This window comes from Pedobacter lithocola, from assembly GCF_042650845.1.
GTDB lineage: Bacteria > Bacteroidota > Bacteroidia > Sphingobacteriales > Sphingobacteriaceae > Pedobacter > Pedobacter lithocola.
Window position 1 is genome coordinate 691,287 of record NZ_JBHSBW010000011.1, and the last position, 17,209, is coordinate 708,495.

The 17,209-nt window shown below is 35.2% G+C and carries 16 protein-coding genes and 1 tRNA gene; 8 read left to right on the plus strand and 9 right to left on the minus strand.

Annotated elements, in window-relative coordinates:
* Positions 1 to 11: 11 nt before the first annotated feature.
* Together ACFOWA_RS13435 and ACFOWA_RS13440 are read right to left on the minus strand one after the other, a co-directional pair.
* Positions 12 to 224, minus strand: coding sequence for a hypothetical protein (locus ACFOWA_RS13435; protein ID WP_378985936.1), 213 nt, complete (start codon positions 222 to 224; stop codon positions 12 to 14).
* A 323-nt stretch (positions 225 to 547) separates the two neighbouring features.
* Positions 548 to 2,248, minus strand: coding sequence for a glycoside hydrolase family 3 protein (locus ACFOWA_RS13440; protein WP_378985938.1), 1,701 nt, complete (start codon positions 2,246 to 2,248; stop codon positions 548 to 550).
* 342 nt (positions 2,249 to 2,590) lie between these two features.
* Here ACFOWA_RS13440 and ACFOWA_RS13445 point away from each other — a divergent pair, with 342 nt between their 5' ends.
* A complete protein-coding gene (locus ACFOWA_RS13445; RefSeq protein WP_123204902.1) occupies positions 2,591 to 2,770 on the plus strand; it encodes a hypothetical protein in 180 nt (59 codons plus the stop codon).
* A gap of 117 nt (positions 2,771 to 2,887) precedes the next feature.
* Here ACFOWA_RS13445 and ACFOWA_RS13450 read toward each other — a convergent pair whose 3' ends face one another.
* The 3 genes from ACFOWA_RS13450 to ACFOWA_RS13460 all read right to left on the minus strand — a co-directional run bounded on the left by ACFOWA_RS13450 (position 2,888) and on the right by ACFOWA_RS13460 (position 6,689).
* Positions 2,888 to 3,565, minus strand: coding sequence for an epimerase (locus tag ACFOWA_RS13450; RefSeq protein WP_378985940.1), 678 nt, complete (start codon positions 3,563 to 3,565; stop codon positions 2,888 to 2,890).
* 27 nt (positions 3,566 to 3,592) lie between these two features.
* Positions 3,593 to 4,348, minus strand: coding sequence for a hypothetical protein (locus ACFOWA_RS13455; RefSeq protein ID WP_378985942.1), 756 nt, complete (start codon positions 4,346 to 4,348; stop codon positions 3,593 to 3,595).
* A gap of 148 nt (positions 4,349 to 4,496) precedes the next feature.
* Positions 4,497 to 6,689, minus strand: coding sequence for a S9 family peptidase (locus ACFOWA_RS13460; RefSeq protein WP_378985944.1), 2,193 nt, complete (start codon positions 6,687 to 6,689; stop codon positions 4,497 to 4,499).
* Between the two features lie 214 nt (positions 6,690 to 6,903).
* Here ACFOWA_RS13460 and galB point away from each other — a divergent pair, with 214 nt between their 5' ends.
* Positions 6,904 to 9,327, plus strand: coding sequence for a beta-galactosidase GalB (gene galB, locus ACFOWA_RS13465; RefSeq protein ID WP_378985946.1), 2,424 nt, complete (start codon positions 6,904 to 6,906; stop codon positions 9,325 to 9,327).
* A 45-nt stretch (positions 9,328 to 9,372) separates the two neighbouring features.
* On the opposite strand, the gene ACFOWA_RS13470 is transcribed toward galB, so the two are convergent.
* From ACFOWA_RS13470 to ACFOWA_RS13480, 3 genes are all read right to left on the minus strand, one after another.
* Positions 9,373 to 9,457: transfer RNA gene (locus ACFOWA_RS13470), tRNA-Ser, on the minus strand.
* Positions 9,458 to 9,542: 85 nt separating this feature from the next.
* Complete coding sequence (pyk, locus tag ACFOWA_RS13475; protein ID WP_378985948.1) at positions 9,543 to 10,973, minus strand: pyruvate kinase; 1,431 nt, start codon at positions 10,971 to 10,973, stop codon at positions 9,543 to 9,545.
* A 147-nt stretch (positions 10,974 to 11,120) separates the two neighbouring features.
* A complete protein-coding gene (locus ACFOWA_RS13480) occupies positions 11,121 to 11,540 on the minus strand; it encodes an IPExxxVDY family protein (RefSeq protein WP_123204896.1) in 420 nt (139 codons plus the stop codon).
* Between the two features lie 157 nt (positions 11,541 to 11,697).
* On the opposite strand from ACFOWA_RS13480, the gene ACFOWA_RS13485 reads away from it, so the two are divergent.
* The 3 genes from ACFOWA_RS13485 (at position 11,698) to rnc (ending at position 14,031) form a co-directional block, all read left to right on the plus strand.
* Positions 11,698 to 11,934 carry an acyl carrier protein gene (locus ACFOWA_RS13485; RefSeq protein WP_008508386.1) on the plus strand — a complete coding sequence of 79 codons (237 nt, stop codon included), beginning with the start codon at positions 11,698 to 11,700 and terminating at the stop codon, positions 11,932 to 11,934.
* Positions 11,935 to 11,955: 21 nt separating this feature from the next.
* Entirely contained in the window at positions 11,956 to 13,209 is a 1,254-nt protein-coding gene (gene fabF, locus ACFOWA_RS13490; protein WP_378985950.1) for a beta-ketoacyl-ACP synthase II, read from the plus strand.
* Positions 13,210 to 13,302: 93 nt separating this feature from the next.
* Positions 13,303 to 14,031: a ribonuclease III gene (gene rnc / locus ACFOWA_RS13495; protein WP_378985952.1), complete on the plus strand. Its 729-nt coding sequence runs from the start codon at positions 13,303 to 13,305 to the stop codon at positions 14,029 to 14,031.
* 48 nt (positions 14,032 to 14,079) lie between these two features.
* Here rnc and ACFOWA_RS13500 read toward each other — a convergent pair whose 3' ends face one another.
* Positions 14,080 to 14,793: a hypothetical protein gene (locus tag ACFOWA_RS13500; protein ID WP_378985954.1), complete on the minus strand. Its 714-nt coding sequence runs from the start codon at positions 14,791 to 14,793 to the stop codon at positions 14,080 to 14,082.
* A 203-nt stretch (positions 14,794 to 14,996) separates the two neighbouring features.
* On the opposite strand from ACFOWA_RS13500, the gene ACFOWA_RS13505 reads away from it, so the two are divergent.
* The 3 genes from ACFOWA_RS13505 to nadD all read left to right on the plus strand — a co-directional run bounded on the left by ACFOWA_RS13505 (position 14,997) and on the right by nadD (position 17,208).
* Complete coding sequence (locus ACFOWA_RS13505; RefSeq protein ID WP_378986160.1) at positions 14,997 to 15,860, plus strand: YicC/YloC family endoribonuclease; 864 nt, start codon at positions 14,997 to 14,999, stop codon at positions 15,858 to 15,860.
* Positions 15,861 to 15,925: 65 nt separating this feature from the next.
* On the plus strand, positions 15,926 to 16,492 hold the full coding sequence (gene gmk / locus ACFOWA_RS13510) for a guanylate kinase (protein WP_378985956.1): 567 nt from the start codon (positions 15,926 to 15,928) through the stop codon (positions 16,490 to 16,492).
* 122 nt (positions 16,493 to 16,614) lie between these two features.
* On the plus strand, positions 16,615 to 17,208 hold the full coding sequence (gene nadD / locus ACFOWA_RS13515) for a nicotinate (nicotinamide) nucleotide adenylyltransferase (RefSeq protein ID WP_378985957.1): 594 nt from the start codon (positions 16,615 to 16,617) through the stop codon (positions 17,206 to 17,208).
* Position 17,209: the final 1 nt, after the last annotated feature.

Sequence of the window (17,209 nt, forward strand, 5' to 3'; positions counted from 1 at the left end):
GGCTTTTGTCTTTAATCATCTAAATCGTCTTCATCAACTTTAATGTCATCTACATTTAATTCGTATGATGGTTTAGATGCTTCATCAGCTTGTTCCAACATATCTTTGTCGTGTTCGATGTTTATGTTATCACCACTGATTTCATTAATGTTTTCCGTACTGTCTTCTCTACGCAAAGCATCATTGGGGTCGTTCGAATAATCTTCGTCTTTTGGGTCTATCATAACATTTAATTTATAGATAGATAATCAATTTGACTAAAGAATTGTTTTTAATTTTTTATTGATTTACATCATACTGAACTCTACCCATTGTTAATAAACCTGATTGCAGCGACAGCGGCAATTTTTCATTGACGCTACAGCGAAAAAGCCGGGCCACAATAAGCAATGGAATACTGAACGTTAACTTTCAAAATCCCTAATCGTATAAAATATTACGGGTTAGACTGATTTTGTATAAAGGCGGCGGTGTAAACTGTGATCTTTTATGTTTTAACAGCTCAACTTATAAGATAGTGATGGTTAGCTCAAAACAAGCTTATTGTTTACAAACCATCTCCGTATTTAAAATTAGGCAAAATGCTAACTGGCAATTTCCCGGCAGGTACCAATCGATTATTAATTACTGCCGCTGCAGAGATTTGCATATAATCTTCTTTTTGGTATCCTATAAGTAAGCCTTTACTATTTTCTAATCCTGGTAAACCAGCTAGGTTATATGGATTTGCAAATAGTGCAAAAACTGCATTTTTGCCAGATAATTCTTTAATAAAATTTTTAACACCAGCATTTAAAGGTATGTTATTTCCTGGTCTTGCCCGGCTATCGTGTATGCCCACAATTACCTGGTCGAACGCCCCGATTTCTCTAGCAATATTTGATATTTGCGTAGCCGATGCATCTTTATCCAGCACATAATAAACCGAATTATAAAATCCTTTAGAAACTTCTTTCTGGAACCTGGTAACCGTTGGAACGCCAATACTAATGATTGCTGTTCTTCTAATCGGAATCATATTTTTAATATAATCTTTACCTTTAAGCAAGGTAACCGAAGCATTTGCCAATTCTTGAACCAATGCATTACTAGCGTTGCGGTTTACATTAGCAACAATGCCTTGGGTTACAACGGTATCTTTTTTATTTAAGCCTGCCCAATATTTAGCAGTTAATATTTTTCGTACACTTTCATCAATCGTTTTAATATCAATTCTACCCTGGCGTACTGCTCTCCGTACTAGATGAATCGCCCTGTCGCTATTTTCAGAAAGCTCCAAAATATCATTACCGGCAATTATTCCAAGCAAATCTGCTTCGCCATTCTTAAAGTATTTTACAACACCTTTCATGTCCATTGCATCAGAAATAATTAAGCCTTTAAAACCTAATTTTTCTTTCAAAATTCCGGTAACAATTGGTTTTGATAATGTTGACGGCAAGTTTGGTGTATTATCTAGCGATGGAATATTCATGTGGGCAATCATAATTCCAGCTGCACCTTGTTTTATCAATTCTTTGAATGGATACATTTCCAAACTATCTAGCCGGGCAGCACTAAATGTAAGTTGTGGCAGATCGTAGTGCGAGTCTACATCCGTATCACCATGCCCAGGGAAATGTTTTAAAGTGGTTAGCAAACCACCATCTTGCATTCCTTTCATATAAGCGGCAGTTTTTGTAGCCACATTATATTTATTTTCGCCAAAAGAACGGTAATTGATAACCGGATTTTTGGCGTTGTTATTTATATCTGCATCGGGAGCCAGATTCATTTGCATACCCATGCGTTTGTAATCTTTGGCAACTTCTTGCCCCATTCGGTAAATCAAATCTTTATTTTGGATGGCACCTAAAGTCATTTGGTATGGAAAAGAAATTGTACTATCCAACCGCATGCCCAAACCCCACTCGCCGTCGTTTGCTACAAGTAAAGGTACGTGACTAACTTTTTGGTAGGCATTTGTTGCAGCAGCTTGCCTTACCGGGCCACCTTGAAAAAAAATTACACCACCCAATTGTTCTTTCTTAATCACCATACCAACAGAATCTGTATATTTTTTGCCAAGATTAGTATGCGCCCTAACAAAAAACATTTGAGCAATTCGCTCTCTTCTGTTCAATTTTTTAAAAACCGAATCAACCCATTTTGGTTGATTGTTTAATAAATCCAGATAGGTTTGCTTTTGAGCATTTGCCGATAAAGTGGCAATACAGAATATTAGTAGTAAGAATAAATTTTTTTTCACGATGTTTTGTAGTAACCAGTTGGCTAAATTAATAAGTTAAACGCGAATTAAACAAAAACCAATCCAAGTAATTGATTTAATACAATGTAGAACGCTAGGTTTCCTGAATTTTGAAAATTAACGTTCAGTAATTCTTTTGTAACTGCAGCCCCGCTGTTCGCTAAAGCCTCGCAGAAAAAGCTCGGGCTATCGCTACCATCGGGTTTATTAACAAAGTTAGTGCTAAACAAACCCATCGTAGCCTAGTTTTATCAAATCATTTTATCAAAAAATAAAAACATAATTTAATGTAAGCAGTTATAATATTAACGCTTTGCAAATATTTAACTAAATTTTATAATTATGAAAAATGTAAGCACACCAAAGAACAACCCAACTACACAAGGTAGTTCTATAGCCGACAGAGCTAATCACGATGTTAAAGTTGATAAAAAAATTCAGGGAATTACAAATGGTGGAGGTCAGCGTTCCGATCAAACATCAAATAAAGATAATCAGCGTAAGCATGATAATAAGAAATAAATTGAGATGGAAGATGGGAAATAACATGTAAGAGGGAAGATGGGAATAGAAGTATATAAGCCATCTTCCCTCTTACATACCACATCTTAAATTTTCCATCTTCTATTTTCCCCTCCCTTAATCTGGTTCACTAGCCAATTCAATAATTTCTTTTCCATCCAAAATTTTTCTTCCGTTGGTGTGGCTTAAGGTGTTTATCATAGCATCAGCAAGTTCTACCATGGTACAAAATCCAGAAGGATAGATGGATCTTCCTATCGGGAATAACCAATTTACATATTTATAAAATTTATGAGCATACTTTTGGGTTTGTAATGGCTTTATAAATCCCGGGCGAAAATTGTAAACCTGCTCAAAAGGTAATTTAATCAAATCACTTTCTGTTTTACCTTTAACCTGAGCCCATTTTAGTCGGCCATTTTCATTAGTTCCACTACCCGATACATAACAAAATGTCATCGCCTCATTTAGTTTTGCTAGTGTTTTAGCAACATGCATGGTTAAAGTGTAGGTCATTTTGTAATAAGTTTCCTCATCGGCACCAACTGATGTTATTCCTAAACAGAAAAAACAGGCATTGTAACCTGTTAATTGATTTTCTATCGTGGAGAAGTTGAAGAAATCCTGGTGTATGATTTCTTTTAATTTGGCGTGCGTGTATCCACAAGGTTTACGATTGATTACCAAAACCGAATTAATTGCCGGGCTATTTAAGCATTGAATTAAAACACCTTCACCAACCATACCAGTTGCACCAGTAATAATTACATTGTTTTCCGATCTCGATTTTCCCATAAAAAATTTGTTTGTTTAAACTTAGTACTAATTTTCTTTACCCGGTTTAATAAACTCCGAATAACTTTTCTTAACATAAAGCAGAATTTGATAATCATTCATTTTCCTGATTTGTGTTGCCGAAGGCTTATATTGCTTAATAAAACTTTGTAAAGAATCTCCCTTTAATTTAGTAATAGCGGCAATCTTTTTAGCATCAAAACGACGATTTATATAAGTTGTTTCTTCATCATTCAGCTCAACTTTTTGCAATTTAGAAATAGACGATTTATTCTTAGTAATTAAGCCAATGGTTTTTAAAACATCTAAACTTATTATAGAAGAGGTAGAATTAGAAACCAAATTAGAGCCAATTGTTGGGTAACGCCAACCTTTCTGCACCAAAACATCGTTAATAGTAGGTGCTTTATAGGCAAAAACACTTTCATTATCTGCTCTCATTTTTAACGAATCGGCAACATAATCTCTTTTCGATAAAATGGTAACATCATTTAAATCTATAGAAGTGGCTTGGAGATAAACGCTTAAATCGGGCAAATTGCTGTTTAAATTTAATTCGTATTGTTCGTAGCCGAGTTTACGAATTTTCACGATTGCTATTGATGGAATTCTATCCAATTTAAATCTTCCATCGGAACCTGTTATTATAGTTTGCTTGCCATAACTAACAACAACTTGCTCAATCGGTAGTTTTGATTGATAATCGAAAACTTGCCCATTAAATTGCTGAGCGTACAACTTATTCGATAAAATAAGTATGGATAGGATGATGAATATTCTCATGTTTCAGGTTAGATTTAAACTAAAATTAGCGTATAAATTGAGGCTGATTTAAACTTTAACACATGTTAACTTTTATAGTTTTACCATTGCGGGCTAATGCAAAAAAAAAGTCTCAACTTCCGTCGAGACTTTCTTCAAATTATGTTAATTACCTCACAGCTGGAGGTTTCATTTGGTAATCGTAAGGTGGTTGGGCACCCAACAAATTCTGTACAAAATAATCCCATCTCCGTCTCATCATATAAGGCGAATAAGCGCCATAACCATGCGCACTATTGGGGAATATGACTAAATCGAATGATTTGTTTGCTTTTTCTAAAGCTTCTACAACCAATAGGGTATTGTAAGGTGGAACATTATCGTCCATCATTCCATGTACCAACATTAATTTTCCTTTTAAATTCTTGGCATAATTCTGATTGGCTTGTGCTTCGTAATCAGCATTTTCAACCAGTCCATTATAGCGTTCGCCCCAATCATCTTCATAGTTTCTATTTTCATGGTTTCCAGATTCTGAAATGCCAACCTTAAAGAAATCAGGGTAACGAAACATGGCTGTTGCAGTTGCAAAGCCACCACCAGAATGCCCCCAAATTCCAACTTTGGTAGTTTCCATTGGATATTTAGCAGATAGTTGTTTTATGGCTGTAATCTGATCTGGCAAAGTGTTTTCTGCCATATTGCCGTAGCTCATATCATGAAAACTTTTCGATCGGTTTGGATTACTTGTACCTTCCATCACTACTACAATAAAACCTAATTCTGCCAGGCATTGATTATCTCCACGAGATGCCGCGAAAGACCAACTGCCAACACTTCCACCTTGCGGACCAGGATAAATGTAGTCGATTACGGGATATTTTTTGCTGGCATCCATTTTAGTTGGTGTAAAAACCAAGCCGTAAATGTCGGTTTTGCCATCAGCAGCTTTTACCGAAACAGGTGTTGGCGCTTTCCATCCAGTAGCCACTAATCTCGATATATCAGTTTTCTCTACTTCCATTACTATTTTTCCGTCCATGCTGCGTAAATTACTTACAGCAGGAACATCAGGCTGAGAATAGGTATTTACAAAATAGTTTCCTGAAGGTGAAATGGAAACGGTGTGATTTCCTACCTCTGGTGTTAAATCAACCAATTTTTTTCCATCGAAACCAATTTTATAAAAATGCCCGAAATATGGATTGGTTTTATCTTGTCCGTTAGCCATAAAATATAGCGTACGGGTTTTTTCATCCACTTTTAACAGGCGTGTAACCACCCAATTTCCTTTGGTAATTTGGTTTTTAACTTTACCTGTTGTAGCATCATACAAATATAAATGGCCCCAATTATCTCTTTCCGAGTACCATAAAATTTCTTTTGTTGCAGGTAAATAACGCCAGTTAATGGCACCCTGACCAGATTCAAATTGTGTTTTTACAGTCTCTTCAAATACCTCACGTACGGCACCAGTTTGTGCATTTGCAATGCGAAATTTCTCATTTTTATGGTCGCGAGAGGTTGATACAAATGCAACTTCAGAACCATCGGCTTTCCAATCGATATCATCAAAAGTACCACTGCTAGAAATGTCATCACTCAAGGTAGCACGATGCGGATCTGGCGGAATATTCAATGAGATTACTTTCGGGTTTTCTACATCAATAACAACTCTTCTGATGGTAGGAATTTGCTTATCGCCCGGTAAAGGATATTTCCATGCACTAAGCTTTGGCGAGCCAACATTTGTGCTTACCAGGTACATATCTTTGGTATTTCTTTGGTCTTGCTGAAAGGTTGCTATTTTTTTCGAATCTGGCGACCAACGTAAAATCGCTCCATCGCTATGTTTCCAGCCGGCATTATCAGTTGCGTAACCGTAATCTTTTATTCCATCAATTGTTAATTGAGTTAACTTTCCGGTTGCTACATCTTTAACATAAAGGTTGTAATCTTTAATCAAAATTGATTTTTTGCCATCTGGAGATACAACTTCCTCGCTATTTCTACGTCGAGGTGCTGAAGAAACATTTTTATACTCAGTAGTAATCGACTTGGTTTTCTTTACGGGATCTACCAAATATGTTTGTGTACCCGCTTGATTGCGTGATACATACCAAAATTTGTCATCTGCTAACCAATTTGGAGAAACTCCAGGATTATCGATGTACTTGGCAGTATTGTAACTTAAAAAGGTTTCAGCGTGTTCGTAATCTTTTGCAGTTAGCGATGTGGCCTGTTGTGCATTGGCTGTAGCGGCTATCGCAAAGGCAGCTACAGATAGTAAATATTTATTCATATTCATTTTTTCTTCGCCATAAAAATAACACTGTTTTATAAATTGATTGGTATTAATCATGATACAAAATTTATCATTCACAAATCCTTTATTTTGAATAGAAAGTTTTATTGTGAGTCTAATAAATGTTATTATGACATTTATTTTTTTTTAATAACTTCGTTTTTGGTGTAAAATGTAACCAAACCCATCATTCAATAATCTTATCCCAGCCATGTATAACTTTAAAATCAAGAATTTTTTAAAACATCATCGTTTGCCGATACTTTTTTTCATGGTATCCATATTTTTTCTACAAAACACATACGGCCAATTGCGGACGGAATATTTATTAGAAAAAAACTGGAAATTTAGTAAAGGCAACCATCCAGAATCGGTTAAAGAAAATTTTAATGATAGTAGCTGGGAAACGGTTACAGTTCCTCACGATTGGGCAATTAAAGGCCCTTTCGATGGTGCAAATGATAGTCAGGAAGTTGCCATTGTGCAAAACGGAGAGAAACAAGCATCGAAAAAAACAGGTAGAACAGGCGGATTGCCTTTTATTGGGAAAGCCTGGTATCGAAACACATTTACCGCGGCAGCTTTTAAAAAGGGCAAAAGGGCTGTTATCTTAATTGATGGTGCGATGAGCTATCCGGTAGTTTATCTAAATGGTGAAAAAGTTGGGCATTGGGCTTATGGATATAATTCTTTCTCAATCGATGTAACATCTAAAATGAGGGAAGGCAAAAATGTTTTATCAATCGGATTAGAAAATTTACCAGAAGCTTCACGCTGGTATCCTGGAGCTGGCTTATATAGAAATGTACATGTAATTATAACCGAAGATGTGAACATTCCAGTTTGGGGAACTTACATCACAACGCCTGTAATCAATAAAGATTTTGCCAAGGTTAAAATTAAAACCAAGGTGAATTCTATTAGTGGTAAATACGATGGCTTGAATTTACAAACAACCATAAAAAATGCCAAAGGACAAACGGTAGCCACTGCCACCAAAACCTTAAGCGATACAGATTTACAAGAGTTTGAGCAAGATTTGATTGTTAAAAACCCGGCATTATGGTCGCCAGAAACACCTAATTTATATCATGCAGAAACAAAATTATATATTGGAAAAACCCTGAAGGATGAATACTCAACAACATTCGGTATTAGAACAATTAAATTTGAAGCGGAAAAGGGATTTTCTTTAAATGGCGTTTACCGAAAGTTTAAGGGCGTTTGTAATCATCATGATTTAGGTCCGTTGGGTGCTGCCATTAACGTAGCAGCTTTACGCAGGCAACTTACATTATTAAAAGATATGGGTTGCGATGCTATACGTACTTCGCACAATATGCCAGCACCAGAACTGGTTAAACTTTGTGATGAAATGGGTTTTATGATGATGGTAGAATCTTTTGACGAATGGAAAGAACCAAAAGTTAAAAATGGTTACAGCCATTTATTTGATGAATGGGCAGAAAAAGACGTGGTCAATATGATTCATGCCAATAGAAATAGTCCCTGTGTGGTAATGTGGAGCATTGGAAATGAAGTGCCAGATCAAGGAACAAAAAATGGCGGAAAAATATTAAAATTCCTGCAGGATATTTGTCACCGTGAAGATCCAACCAGACCTGTAACGGTAGGTATGGACCGCATTCAAAATGCTTTGGATAATAACTTCGCGTCTGTATTGGATGTCCCAGGATTTAATTACAAGCCAATGCTTTATAAAAATGCTTATAATCGTCTTCCACAAGGTTTTATTTTAGGTACAGAAACGGCGTCAACGGTAAGCTCGAGAGGTGTATATAAATTCCCGGTAGAATTTTTTAAAATGAAAATGTATGATGATAATCAAAGTTCATCTTACGATTTTGAGTATTGTAATTGGTCGCAAATTCCTGATGATGAGTTTGTAAAGCAGGATGATTTAAAGTATGTAATCGGCGAATTTGTTTGGACAGGCTTCGATTATTTGGGCGAGCCCACACCTTATGATGAAAAATGGCCTTCGCACAGTTCTTATTTTGGAATAATCGATTTGGCTGGAATCCCGAAAGATAGATTTTATTTGTACCGTAGCAGATGGAATACCGAAAAACCAACCTTGCACATTGTACCACATTGGACATTTCCAGGTAGGGAAGGACAAGTTACTCCGGTTTTTGCGTACACCAATTATCCATCAGCCGAACTTTTTATTAATGGTAAAAGCCAAGGAAAACAAACTAAAAATAACTCATCCAATACCAACAGATACAGATTAATGTGGAAGGATGTAAAATATCAACCAGGTACAATTAAAGTTGTAGCTTACGATGCCAGTGGTAAAGCCGTTGCAGAAGAAGTTGTTAAAACTGCTGGTAAACCACATCATATTTTGTTAGAAACAGATCGTAAAGCCTTAACCGCTGATGATAAAGATTTAGCATATGTAACCGCTAGTATAGTTGATGTAAATGGTAATTTATGTCCTGATGCAGATAACAGTTTATCATTTGATGTTAAAGGAAATGGACAGTTTAAAGTAGTTTCCAATGGCGATGCAACAAGTTTAGAACCATTTCACCTGCCAAAAATGAAAGCTTTCAATGGTAAATTGGTGGTAACCATACAATCAAGCGAGCAGGCTGGAAAAATAAATTTACAGGTTTTATCAAAAGGATTAAAAGCAGGTAATTTAACCGTTTCGACTAGTAAATAAATTCAAAAATGTCTTTGGTTTAAAAACCACAGACATTTTTTTTTGCGGAGAGGGCGGGATTCGAACCCGCGGTACCTTGCAGTACACACGCTTTCCAAGCGTGCTCGATCGACCACTCTGACACCTCTCCGTTTTTTTGCAAAAATATATTTTTTATTCAAAAAAAATGCCTGAGTAAAAACTCAGGCAAATTAAAATATATTTTTGTATTGAAATTAATCGATAACCGTAATTTTAAGCATATTGGTTTTACCTTTAGCTTCCATCGGGATAGCTGCGGTATTGATGATAATATCACCTTGTTTAACCAATTTTTTGCTTTTTAAGAACTCATTAACTTCAATTATGGTATTATCTGTACTTTCCCATTTATCGTAATAAAAGCCTCTAACACCCCAAAGCAAGCTTACTGCGTTCAATAATGATCTATTGCTGGTAAATATAAAAGTCAATGCTTCTGGTCTGTGACTAGAAATTTCGAAAGCAGTATAACCACTCAATGTCATCGAAACAATACCAACAGCATTAGTTTGTTTAGCTAAGAAACATGCCGAATCACAAATCGCATCACTTAAAAATGATGGAGATTTTGGTTTCAAAAATTTATCAGGATTAAATGGATAATTGTTTTGCTCGATGTTTTGAATAATTTTCTGCATCGTTTCGATAACGATTAACGGAAACTCACCAACTGATGTTTCACCACTTAACATTACCGCGTCAGCACCATCCAATACAGAGTTTGCAACGTCATTAACTTCCGCACGTGTTGGGCGAGGAGTAGTAATCATGCTTTCAAGCATCTGTGTTGCAACAATTACTGGTTTAGAAGCTGCTCTACATTTCGCAACAATCATTTTCTGTAACAACGGAACTTCTTCCATCGGGCATTCAACACCTAAATCTCCACGTGCTACCATAATACCATCAGATACAGCGATAATTTCATCGATGTTGGCAATAGCTTCTGGTTTCTCTATTTTAGCAATTACACGAGCAGTTTTACCACGTTCGGCAATTATTTTTTTAAGTTCGATGATATCATCAGCCTTACGAACGAATGATAAACCAATCCACTCTACATCATTTTCTAGAACAAACTCTAAATTTTCACGATCTTCTGGTGTTAGTGAAGGAATAGAAACTTTAGTATTTGGGAGGTTTACACCTTTTCTTGAAGTTAAAATACCACCATGAACGATTTCGCAAACAACTTCATCTTTTAAGTTTGTAGAAATAACTTTCATTTGAAGCTTTCCGTCATCCAAAAGGATAATTTCTCCAGCCTGAACATCTTGAGGAAAACTTTGGTAAGTAATATAAATACGTTCTTCATTACCAATACATTCGGTAGTAGTAATTACAGTTGTTTTGCCATTAATTAAATTGATACCACCTTCTTTTACCAAGCCGATACGAATTTTCGGACCTTGTAAATCAGCCAGGATACCAACATTATATTCGTATTTTTTATTTAAATCACGAATAGTATCTAAAACTGCTTGGTGATCTGCTTGAGAACCGTGAGAAAAGTTTAATCGACAAACATCTAAACCGGCATTAAACATACTATATAATACTTCTGGTTTAGCTGATGCAGGGCCGAGTGTGGCTACAATTTTTGTTCTAGAATGAAAAGGTTTCATTTAATATTTGATTTAGCAATGCAGTTTGTACTGTTAATTAATTAGCTAAAATTAATTAAACTGCATTAAATTTTATATATATTTTGTTGTGTATAGTTTTTTATAACCCTCAAATATAGTGTAATTAATACACCAAGTATATAATTTTTATATTACCAAATTCTCTTTCGATTTTAATTTGGTTGGTTCTATTTTTGCAGCTACCTGTATATCAGGCAGTTTATTAAGTCCGTTTATTAAATAATCTAGATCTTCTTTATCAATAAATTCTTTTATAATTATAAAAAAATCTACGTTACTCATCTCTGGAACTAACACACCGTCGCTACTTTTATTGCTGATAAGGTAGTATTCTACATCGCCTTGCTCAACAAAAAAGTAATATTTAGAGAAAGACCATGCAGGTTCATCGATATTAAAAAATATTTCATGGTCCTCCACTTTGGCAAATTGCGTGTTTAATCGCGTATTAATTTTGTGGCACAATACATAGTCTTTTAGCGGTGCGGTTACGGCAATTAATATGAAATCAAGGTCTAACGTTAATTTTAGATAAGTTTTATTCAAGTCGAAATAAATTATTTACAGAACGAAATTAAAAAACTAATTCTATATTCGCTTGTTATTTGAGAGCCAAATTTAGGTATCGAAATAAAAACATTTGAAAATTGTAAGAATTTATTTTTCTTTGCACAGAATTATTTAACCATTAAATTATAAAATTATGTCTGATATTGCTTCAAGAGTTAAGGCTATTATCGTAGAAAAACTAGGTGTTGACGAAAGCGAAGTTACGCCTGAGGCTTCATTCACCAACGATTTGGGTGCAGATTCTTTAGATACCGTAGAATTAATTATGGAATTTGAAAAAGAATTTAATGTAGCTATTCCTGATGATCAGGCTGAAACCATCGGTACAGTTGGTCAAGCAATCGCTTATTTGGAAAAAAACGTTAAATAGAATTACGCTTTTTCAGTATAAATGGAATTAAAAAGAGTAGTAGTAACAGGGTTGGGTGCGCTCACTCCTATAGGCAATAATGTTCCTGATTTTTGGGAAGGATTGACTAACGGGGTGAGTGGCGCTGCTCCTATTAAAGGTTTTGATACTGAAAAGTTCAAAACTAAATTCGCTTGCGAGGTGAAAAACTTTAATCCAGAAGATTTTTTGGAGAAAAAGGAAGCTCGTAAACTAGATCCGTTTGTACAATACGCTTTGGTTGCAACCGAAGAGGCTGTGAAAGATGGTGGTTTTGATTTCGAAAAATTAGATACCAACAGAATCGGCGTTATTTGGGGTGCAGGCATAGGTGGATTGAAAACTTTTTTAGATGAAATTTCGAATTTCGCTAAAGGGGATGGCACGCCAAGATACAATCCATTTTTTATCCCTAAAATGATAATTGATATTGCTCCAGGGCATATATCTATCAAGTATGGCTTACGCGGGCCAAATTTTGCAACTGTTTCGGCATGTGCTTCATCTACCAATGCAATGATTGATGCATTCAACTATATCCGATTGGGTATGGCCGATGTCATTATTAGTGGTGGTTCTGAAGCCATTATTAACGAGGCAGGAATGGGTGGTTTCAATGCCATGCATGCATTATCTACACGTAACGATGATCCTCAAACGGCATCTCGTCCTTTTGATAAAGATAGAGATGGTTTTGTAGCTGGTGAAGGTGCAGGAACAATTATTTTGGAAGAACTTGAACACGCCAAAGCAAGAGGTGCAAAAATATATGCAGAACTTGTGGGTGGAGGAATGAGTGCAGATGCTAATCACATTACGGCTCCTCATCCTGAAGGTTTAGGCGCCAGAATGGTTATGACAAATGCTTTAAAAGATGCAGGTTTAACAACTGCCGATATAGACTATATTAATGTTCACGGAACATCTACACCATTAGGTGATATTAGTGAAACCCGTGCCATTGCAGATCTATTTGGTGATGATGCCTATCGTTTGAACATTAGTTCTACAAAATCAATGACTGGTCATTTATTAGGTGCTGCTGGTGCTATTGAAGCAATTGCTGCAATTCTTGCTGTTCAGAATGATATTGTACCTCCTACAATTAATCACTTCACAGATGATCCAGCATTTGATCCGAAATTGAATTTTACTTTTAATAAAGCTCAAAAACGCACAGTTAGAGCAGCTTTAAGTAATACTTTTGGATTTGGTGGTCATAATGCATCAGTAATTTTTAAAAAGTACGAAGATTAATAAATCGCCTCTGCTATATAATTTTGTATGCTAATTAAAAATAGATAACTTAGTTAAATATGCTAGTTAGCCGCTAATTGAGTTATTTATTTAATGCCGATATTAAAATTATATAAACTTTACTTATCTCCTGAAAAGGAGTTTGTTAAAAAGCTAAAAAACATTCTTGGGTTTGTTCCTGGAAATGTGACGCTGTATAAAATGGCGTTCAGGCATCGTTCTGCTGCAAAAGTTTTAAAAAACGGTTCGCGTAGCAGCAACGAAAGATTAGAATTTCTTGGCGATGCTGTTTTAGGATCCGTAATTGCCGAATTGCTTTTTAAACACTACCCATATAAAGAAGAAGGTTTCCTGACAGAAATGCGCTCGAAAATTGTAAATCGGGCAAATTTAAATCAGTTGGCTAAAAAGATGGGTTTTGATAAGTTAATTCAGTTCGACCAACGTTCTGTAAGCATTCAAACCAAACACAACTCTATGTTAGGCGATGCATTTGAAGCAATTATTGGTGCCGTTTACATGGATAAAGGGTATAATTTTACTAAAGATTTCTTACTTCGAAGGATAGTAAAACCACACATTGATATCCACACTTTAGAATTAACCGAAACGAACTTTAAAAGTAAATTAATTGAGTGGTGTCAACGGCATGGTAAAGATGTGCTTTTTGAACTTGCAGCCAATGGTGAAGGTGAAAGCGCAAAACTATTTACCATTAGTGCTATGGTTGAAGGTGAAAAAGTAGGCGTTGGTAGAGATTATAATAAGAAAAATGCAGAAAAGCTTGCAGCCGAAAAGGCTTGTGAAACACTGGCAATTTAATTTGATTCAACTCTATTCTCCCGCGAGAAATGAAAACCAATATCTGTATTACTTTCCTTTTCCTAAAGTATCTGTAAACTTTTTCGAAGATTCTTTTATGTATTTGATGTAATCGTAGCTATTCCAGTGTTGAGCCTTCTGAAATTCTGGGCGATAATCAATCATATATTTCTCCAAAGTATCGCCTCTTAACTCGGTATTGTTTTTTATAATACTCGGATTAAAATAAACATCAATTTGCGATTGTTTTATTTCATTATCTGCATATCTACTAAATCTCCTTGCATTTTTTGGGTCTCTTCCAACCAAATTGTATAGCCCATTAATCGGATTAAATATTGCTGATAAAAACGAAGATTTACCGCCATTAAATACACCTTTACTCTGAAAATCTCTTTTAATGTCAGCGAGATCTTGCTTTTTTGTACTACCAAGAATAGTAACCTCATTTAGAGTTGTACTACCTCTAATCATGTAAATCAAAATATCTTGCCTGCCAAGAACCAAAATTCGCTGATCGTTTAAGTAGGTTTTGCCAATTTGTAAAGTATCTCCGATTGCTGCTTTAAGTTGGAACATTCCTAAATCGTTACTCGTTACACCTGTTTTTGTACGTAAATTAGTAATGTTGGCAAGTGCAACCCGTACATTCGAACCCTTTTCTAGCACTACGCCTTTCACAATAAAATCTTGTGCATTAACAATTGATGAAATTGTAATCAGGCAAAATAATAGGGTTACAAAAAGGTATCGGACTTTCATTCTAAATAATGTTTTGCGTAAAATTAACAAATGTTAACTAAGTAAACTGTTAAAATAACGTTAATGCTGGCTTTAATGTTTGTGGCTTTTATTTATTTAAGTATTAAAATAATCTAAAATGTAAGCACATGGTTAACTCTTGATTGATGCAACAAATTAAAACTGTACATTAATTTTTTCTATCTTTGCGCATGATAAAATCCATGACAGGATACGGCTTAGCAACAGCCGATTATGCCAATGCAAAATATAGTGTCGAAATCAAATCGCTCAACAGTAAATTTCTTGAGCTCAATCTAAAATATCCTAAAGCCTTTTCTGATAAAGAATTAATTTTACGCAACGTTTGCAGTAAAGATATTGAACGCGGTAAGGTAAGCTTAAGCATCACAGTAGAACGCAGTTCGGGCGAGGTTACTGGCGCAAGCATAAATACAGCTCTACTTGCTCATTATTATAATCAGTTAATGGCAGCTAACGAACAGTTGAATGCCAATAGTACTAACTTATTGCAAACCGCATTAACCTTCCCAGAAGTTATAAGCTACAAAGAAGAGAGTGTAAGTGAGGATGAATGGAATCAATTGTACAAAATCTTCACTGAAGCTTTAGCAAATTTTAATAGTTTTAGAGAAGATGAAGGTGCCGTTTTAAAAGCTGATTTAGAATTAAGAATTAAAAACATCCTTTCTTACTTTAAATCCGTTGAAGAATTAGAACCAAAAAGGTTAACGGCCATTCGCGATAAATTTTCTCAATTTTTGGATGATGCTGTGGGTAAAGTGAATATAGATCAGAATCGTTTTGAACAAGAGTTAATTTATTATATCGATAAAATAGACATTACTGAAGAAAAAACCCGTTTGAAAAGCCATTGCGATTATTTCGTTCAAACCTTAACGAGCAAAGAAGCTAATGGAAAAAAACTCGGCTTTATATCTCAAGAAATTGGTCGAGAAATAAATACAATGGGTGCTAAAGCAAACGATGCACAAATGCAGCAATTTGTTGTGGGTATGAAAGAAGAATTGGAGAAAATAAAGGAACAATTATTAAATGTGTTGTAAGGTTTTAGGATTGGGATGTTGTAACGTTTCAACTCCTCAACTTTACAACTTTGTAACAATAAAGCATGCAAGGTAAATTAATCATATTTTCAGCACCTTCTGGAGCGGGAAAAACTACAATAGTACACCATTTATTAAAAAAGTTTCCTGAACTAAGTTTTTCTATTTCTGCCACAACTCGCGAGTTGCGAGGTGCAGAACAACATGAAAACGACTATTATTTTATAACAAAAGAAGAATTTTTACATAAAGTAGCCAGACAAGAATTTGTTGAGTTTGAAGAGGTTTACAATGGTACTTTTTACGGCACTTTGCGTTCGGAAATAGAACGAATTTGGGATGAAGGGAAACATGTTATTTTTGATATTGATGTTGAAGGTGGAATTCGTTTAAAAAGAAAATACGAGGAAGATGCTTTGGCAATTTTTGTTCAGCCGCCATCATTGGAAGTTTTAAAAGAACGGTTGAGTGGTCGCGGCACAGATAGCCAAGAAAAATTACAGGAACGTTTTGTCAAAGCAGAAAAGGAATTACTCTACGCTGATAAGTTTGATGTAATTTTAAAAAACTATGATTTAGCAACTGCTTGTACAGAAGCTGAAAAGCTGGTGGGAGATTTTTTAAGAAGTTAGCAGTTTCCAATTAGGAATTAACAGTTTTGGATCACTACAAATAACCCTGAAAAATATGGAGTTGTTTAGGTATTCACTTAATTAAAAATATAGCCCGCACAACTGTAAATTGCAACAGATAAATGTTAACTGCAAACTCAAAACTGAAAACAGGCCTTTTCTTCGGTTCCTATAACCCAATTCATACCGGGCATTTAATTATTGCAAATTATATGGCTAACCATACCGAACTTGATGAAGTTTGGCTTGTGGTTTCTCCACATAATCCTTTAAAAGATAAAAGTGGCTTAACCAATATGTACGATAGGCTTGAAATGGCTAAACTCGCAACTGAAAATGCAGAAAATATTCGTGTCAGCGATATTGAGTTTTCGCTACCCCAACCATCTTATACAATTGATACGCTGACTTATTTACATGAAAAATATCCTGAGAAGGAGTTTGTACTTATTATGGGGGCAGATAATTTGGTTTCGTTTAAGAAGTGGAAAAATTATGAGGTATTGCTCAAAAACTATCAAATTTATGTTTATCCACGGCCTGAAGCAGACGTTTCAGAATGGAAAAATCATCCTTCAATAACTTTTACAAATACACCTTTAATGGAAATCTCTTCTACTTTTATCCGCAAAGCGATAAAGGAGAAGAAAAATGTTCAGTTTTTTTTACCTGATAAGGTTATTGATTTTATTGATGGAAAAGGGATGTACAGGTAGT

Bases quoted from the DNA above. Each gene is read 5' to 3' on its own strand.
- ACFOWA_RS13435 (WP_378985936.1), bottom strand. From the start codon at position 224: ATGATAGACCCAAAAGACGAAGATTATTCGAACGACCCCAATGATGCT.
- ACFOWA_RS13445 (WP_123204902.1), top strand. From the start codon at position 2,591: ATGAAAAATGTAAGCACACCAAAGAACAACCCAACTACACAAGGTAGT.
- ACFOWA_RS13450 (WP_378985940.1), bottom strand. From the start codon at position 3,565: ATGGGAAAATCGAGATCGGAAAACAATGTAATTATTACTGGTGCAACT.
- ACFOWA_RS13455 (WP_378985942.1), bottom strand. From the start codon at position 4,348: ATGAGAATATTCATCATCCTATCCATACTTATTTTATCGAATAAGTTG.
- ACFOWA_RS13460 (WP_378985944.1), bottom strand. From the start codon at position 6,689: ATGATTAATACCAATCAATTTATAAAACAGTGTTATTTTTATGGCGAA.
- galB (WP_378985946.1), top strand. From the start codon at position 6,904: ATGGTATCCATATTTTTTCTACAAAACACATACGGCCAATTGCGGACG.
- pyk (WP_378985948.1), bottom strand. From the start codon at position 10,973: ATGAAACCTTTTCATTCTAGAACAAAAATTGTAGCCACACTCGGCCCT.
- ACFOWA_RS13485 (WP_008508386.1), top strand. From the start codon at position 11,698: ATGTCTGATATTGCTTCAAGAGTTAAGGCTATTATCGTAGAAAAACTA.
- fabF (WP_378985950.1), top strand. From the start codon at position 11,956: ATGGAATTAAAAAGAGTAGTAGTAACAGGGTTGGGTGCGCTCACTCCT.
- rnc (WP_378985952.1), top strand. From the start codon at position 13,303: ATGCCGATATTAAAATTATATAAACTTTACTTATCTCCTGAAAAGGAG.
- ACFOWA_RS13500 (WP_378985954.1), bottom strand. From the start codon at position 14,793: ATGAAAGTCCGATACCTTTTTGTAACCCTATTATTTTGCCTGATTACA.
- ACFOWA_RS13505 (WP_378986160.1), top strand. From the start codon at position 14,997: ATGACAGGATACGGCTTAGCAACAGCCGATTATGCCAATGCAAAATAT.
- gmk (WP_378985956.1), top strand. From the start codon at position 15,926: ATGCAAGGTAAATTAATCATATTTTCAGCACCTTCTGGAGCGGGAAAA.
- nadD (WP_378985957.1), top strand. From the start codon at position 16,615: ATGTTAACTGCAAACTCAAAACTGAAAACAGGCCTTTTCTTCGGTTCC.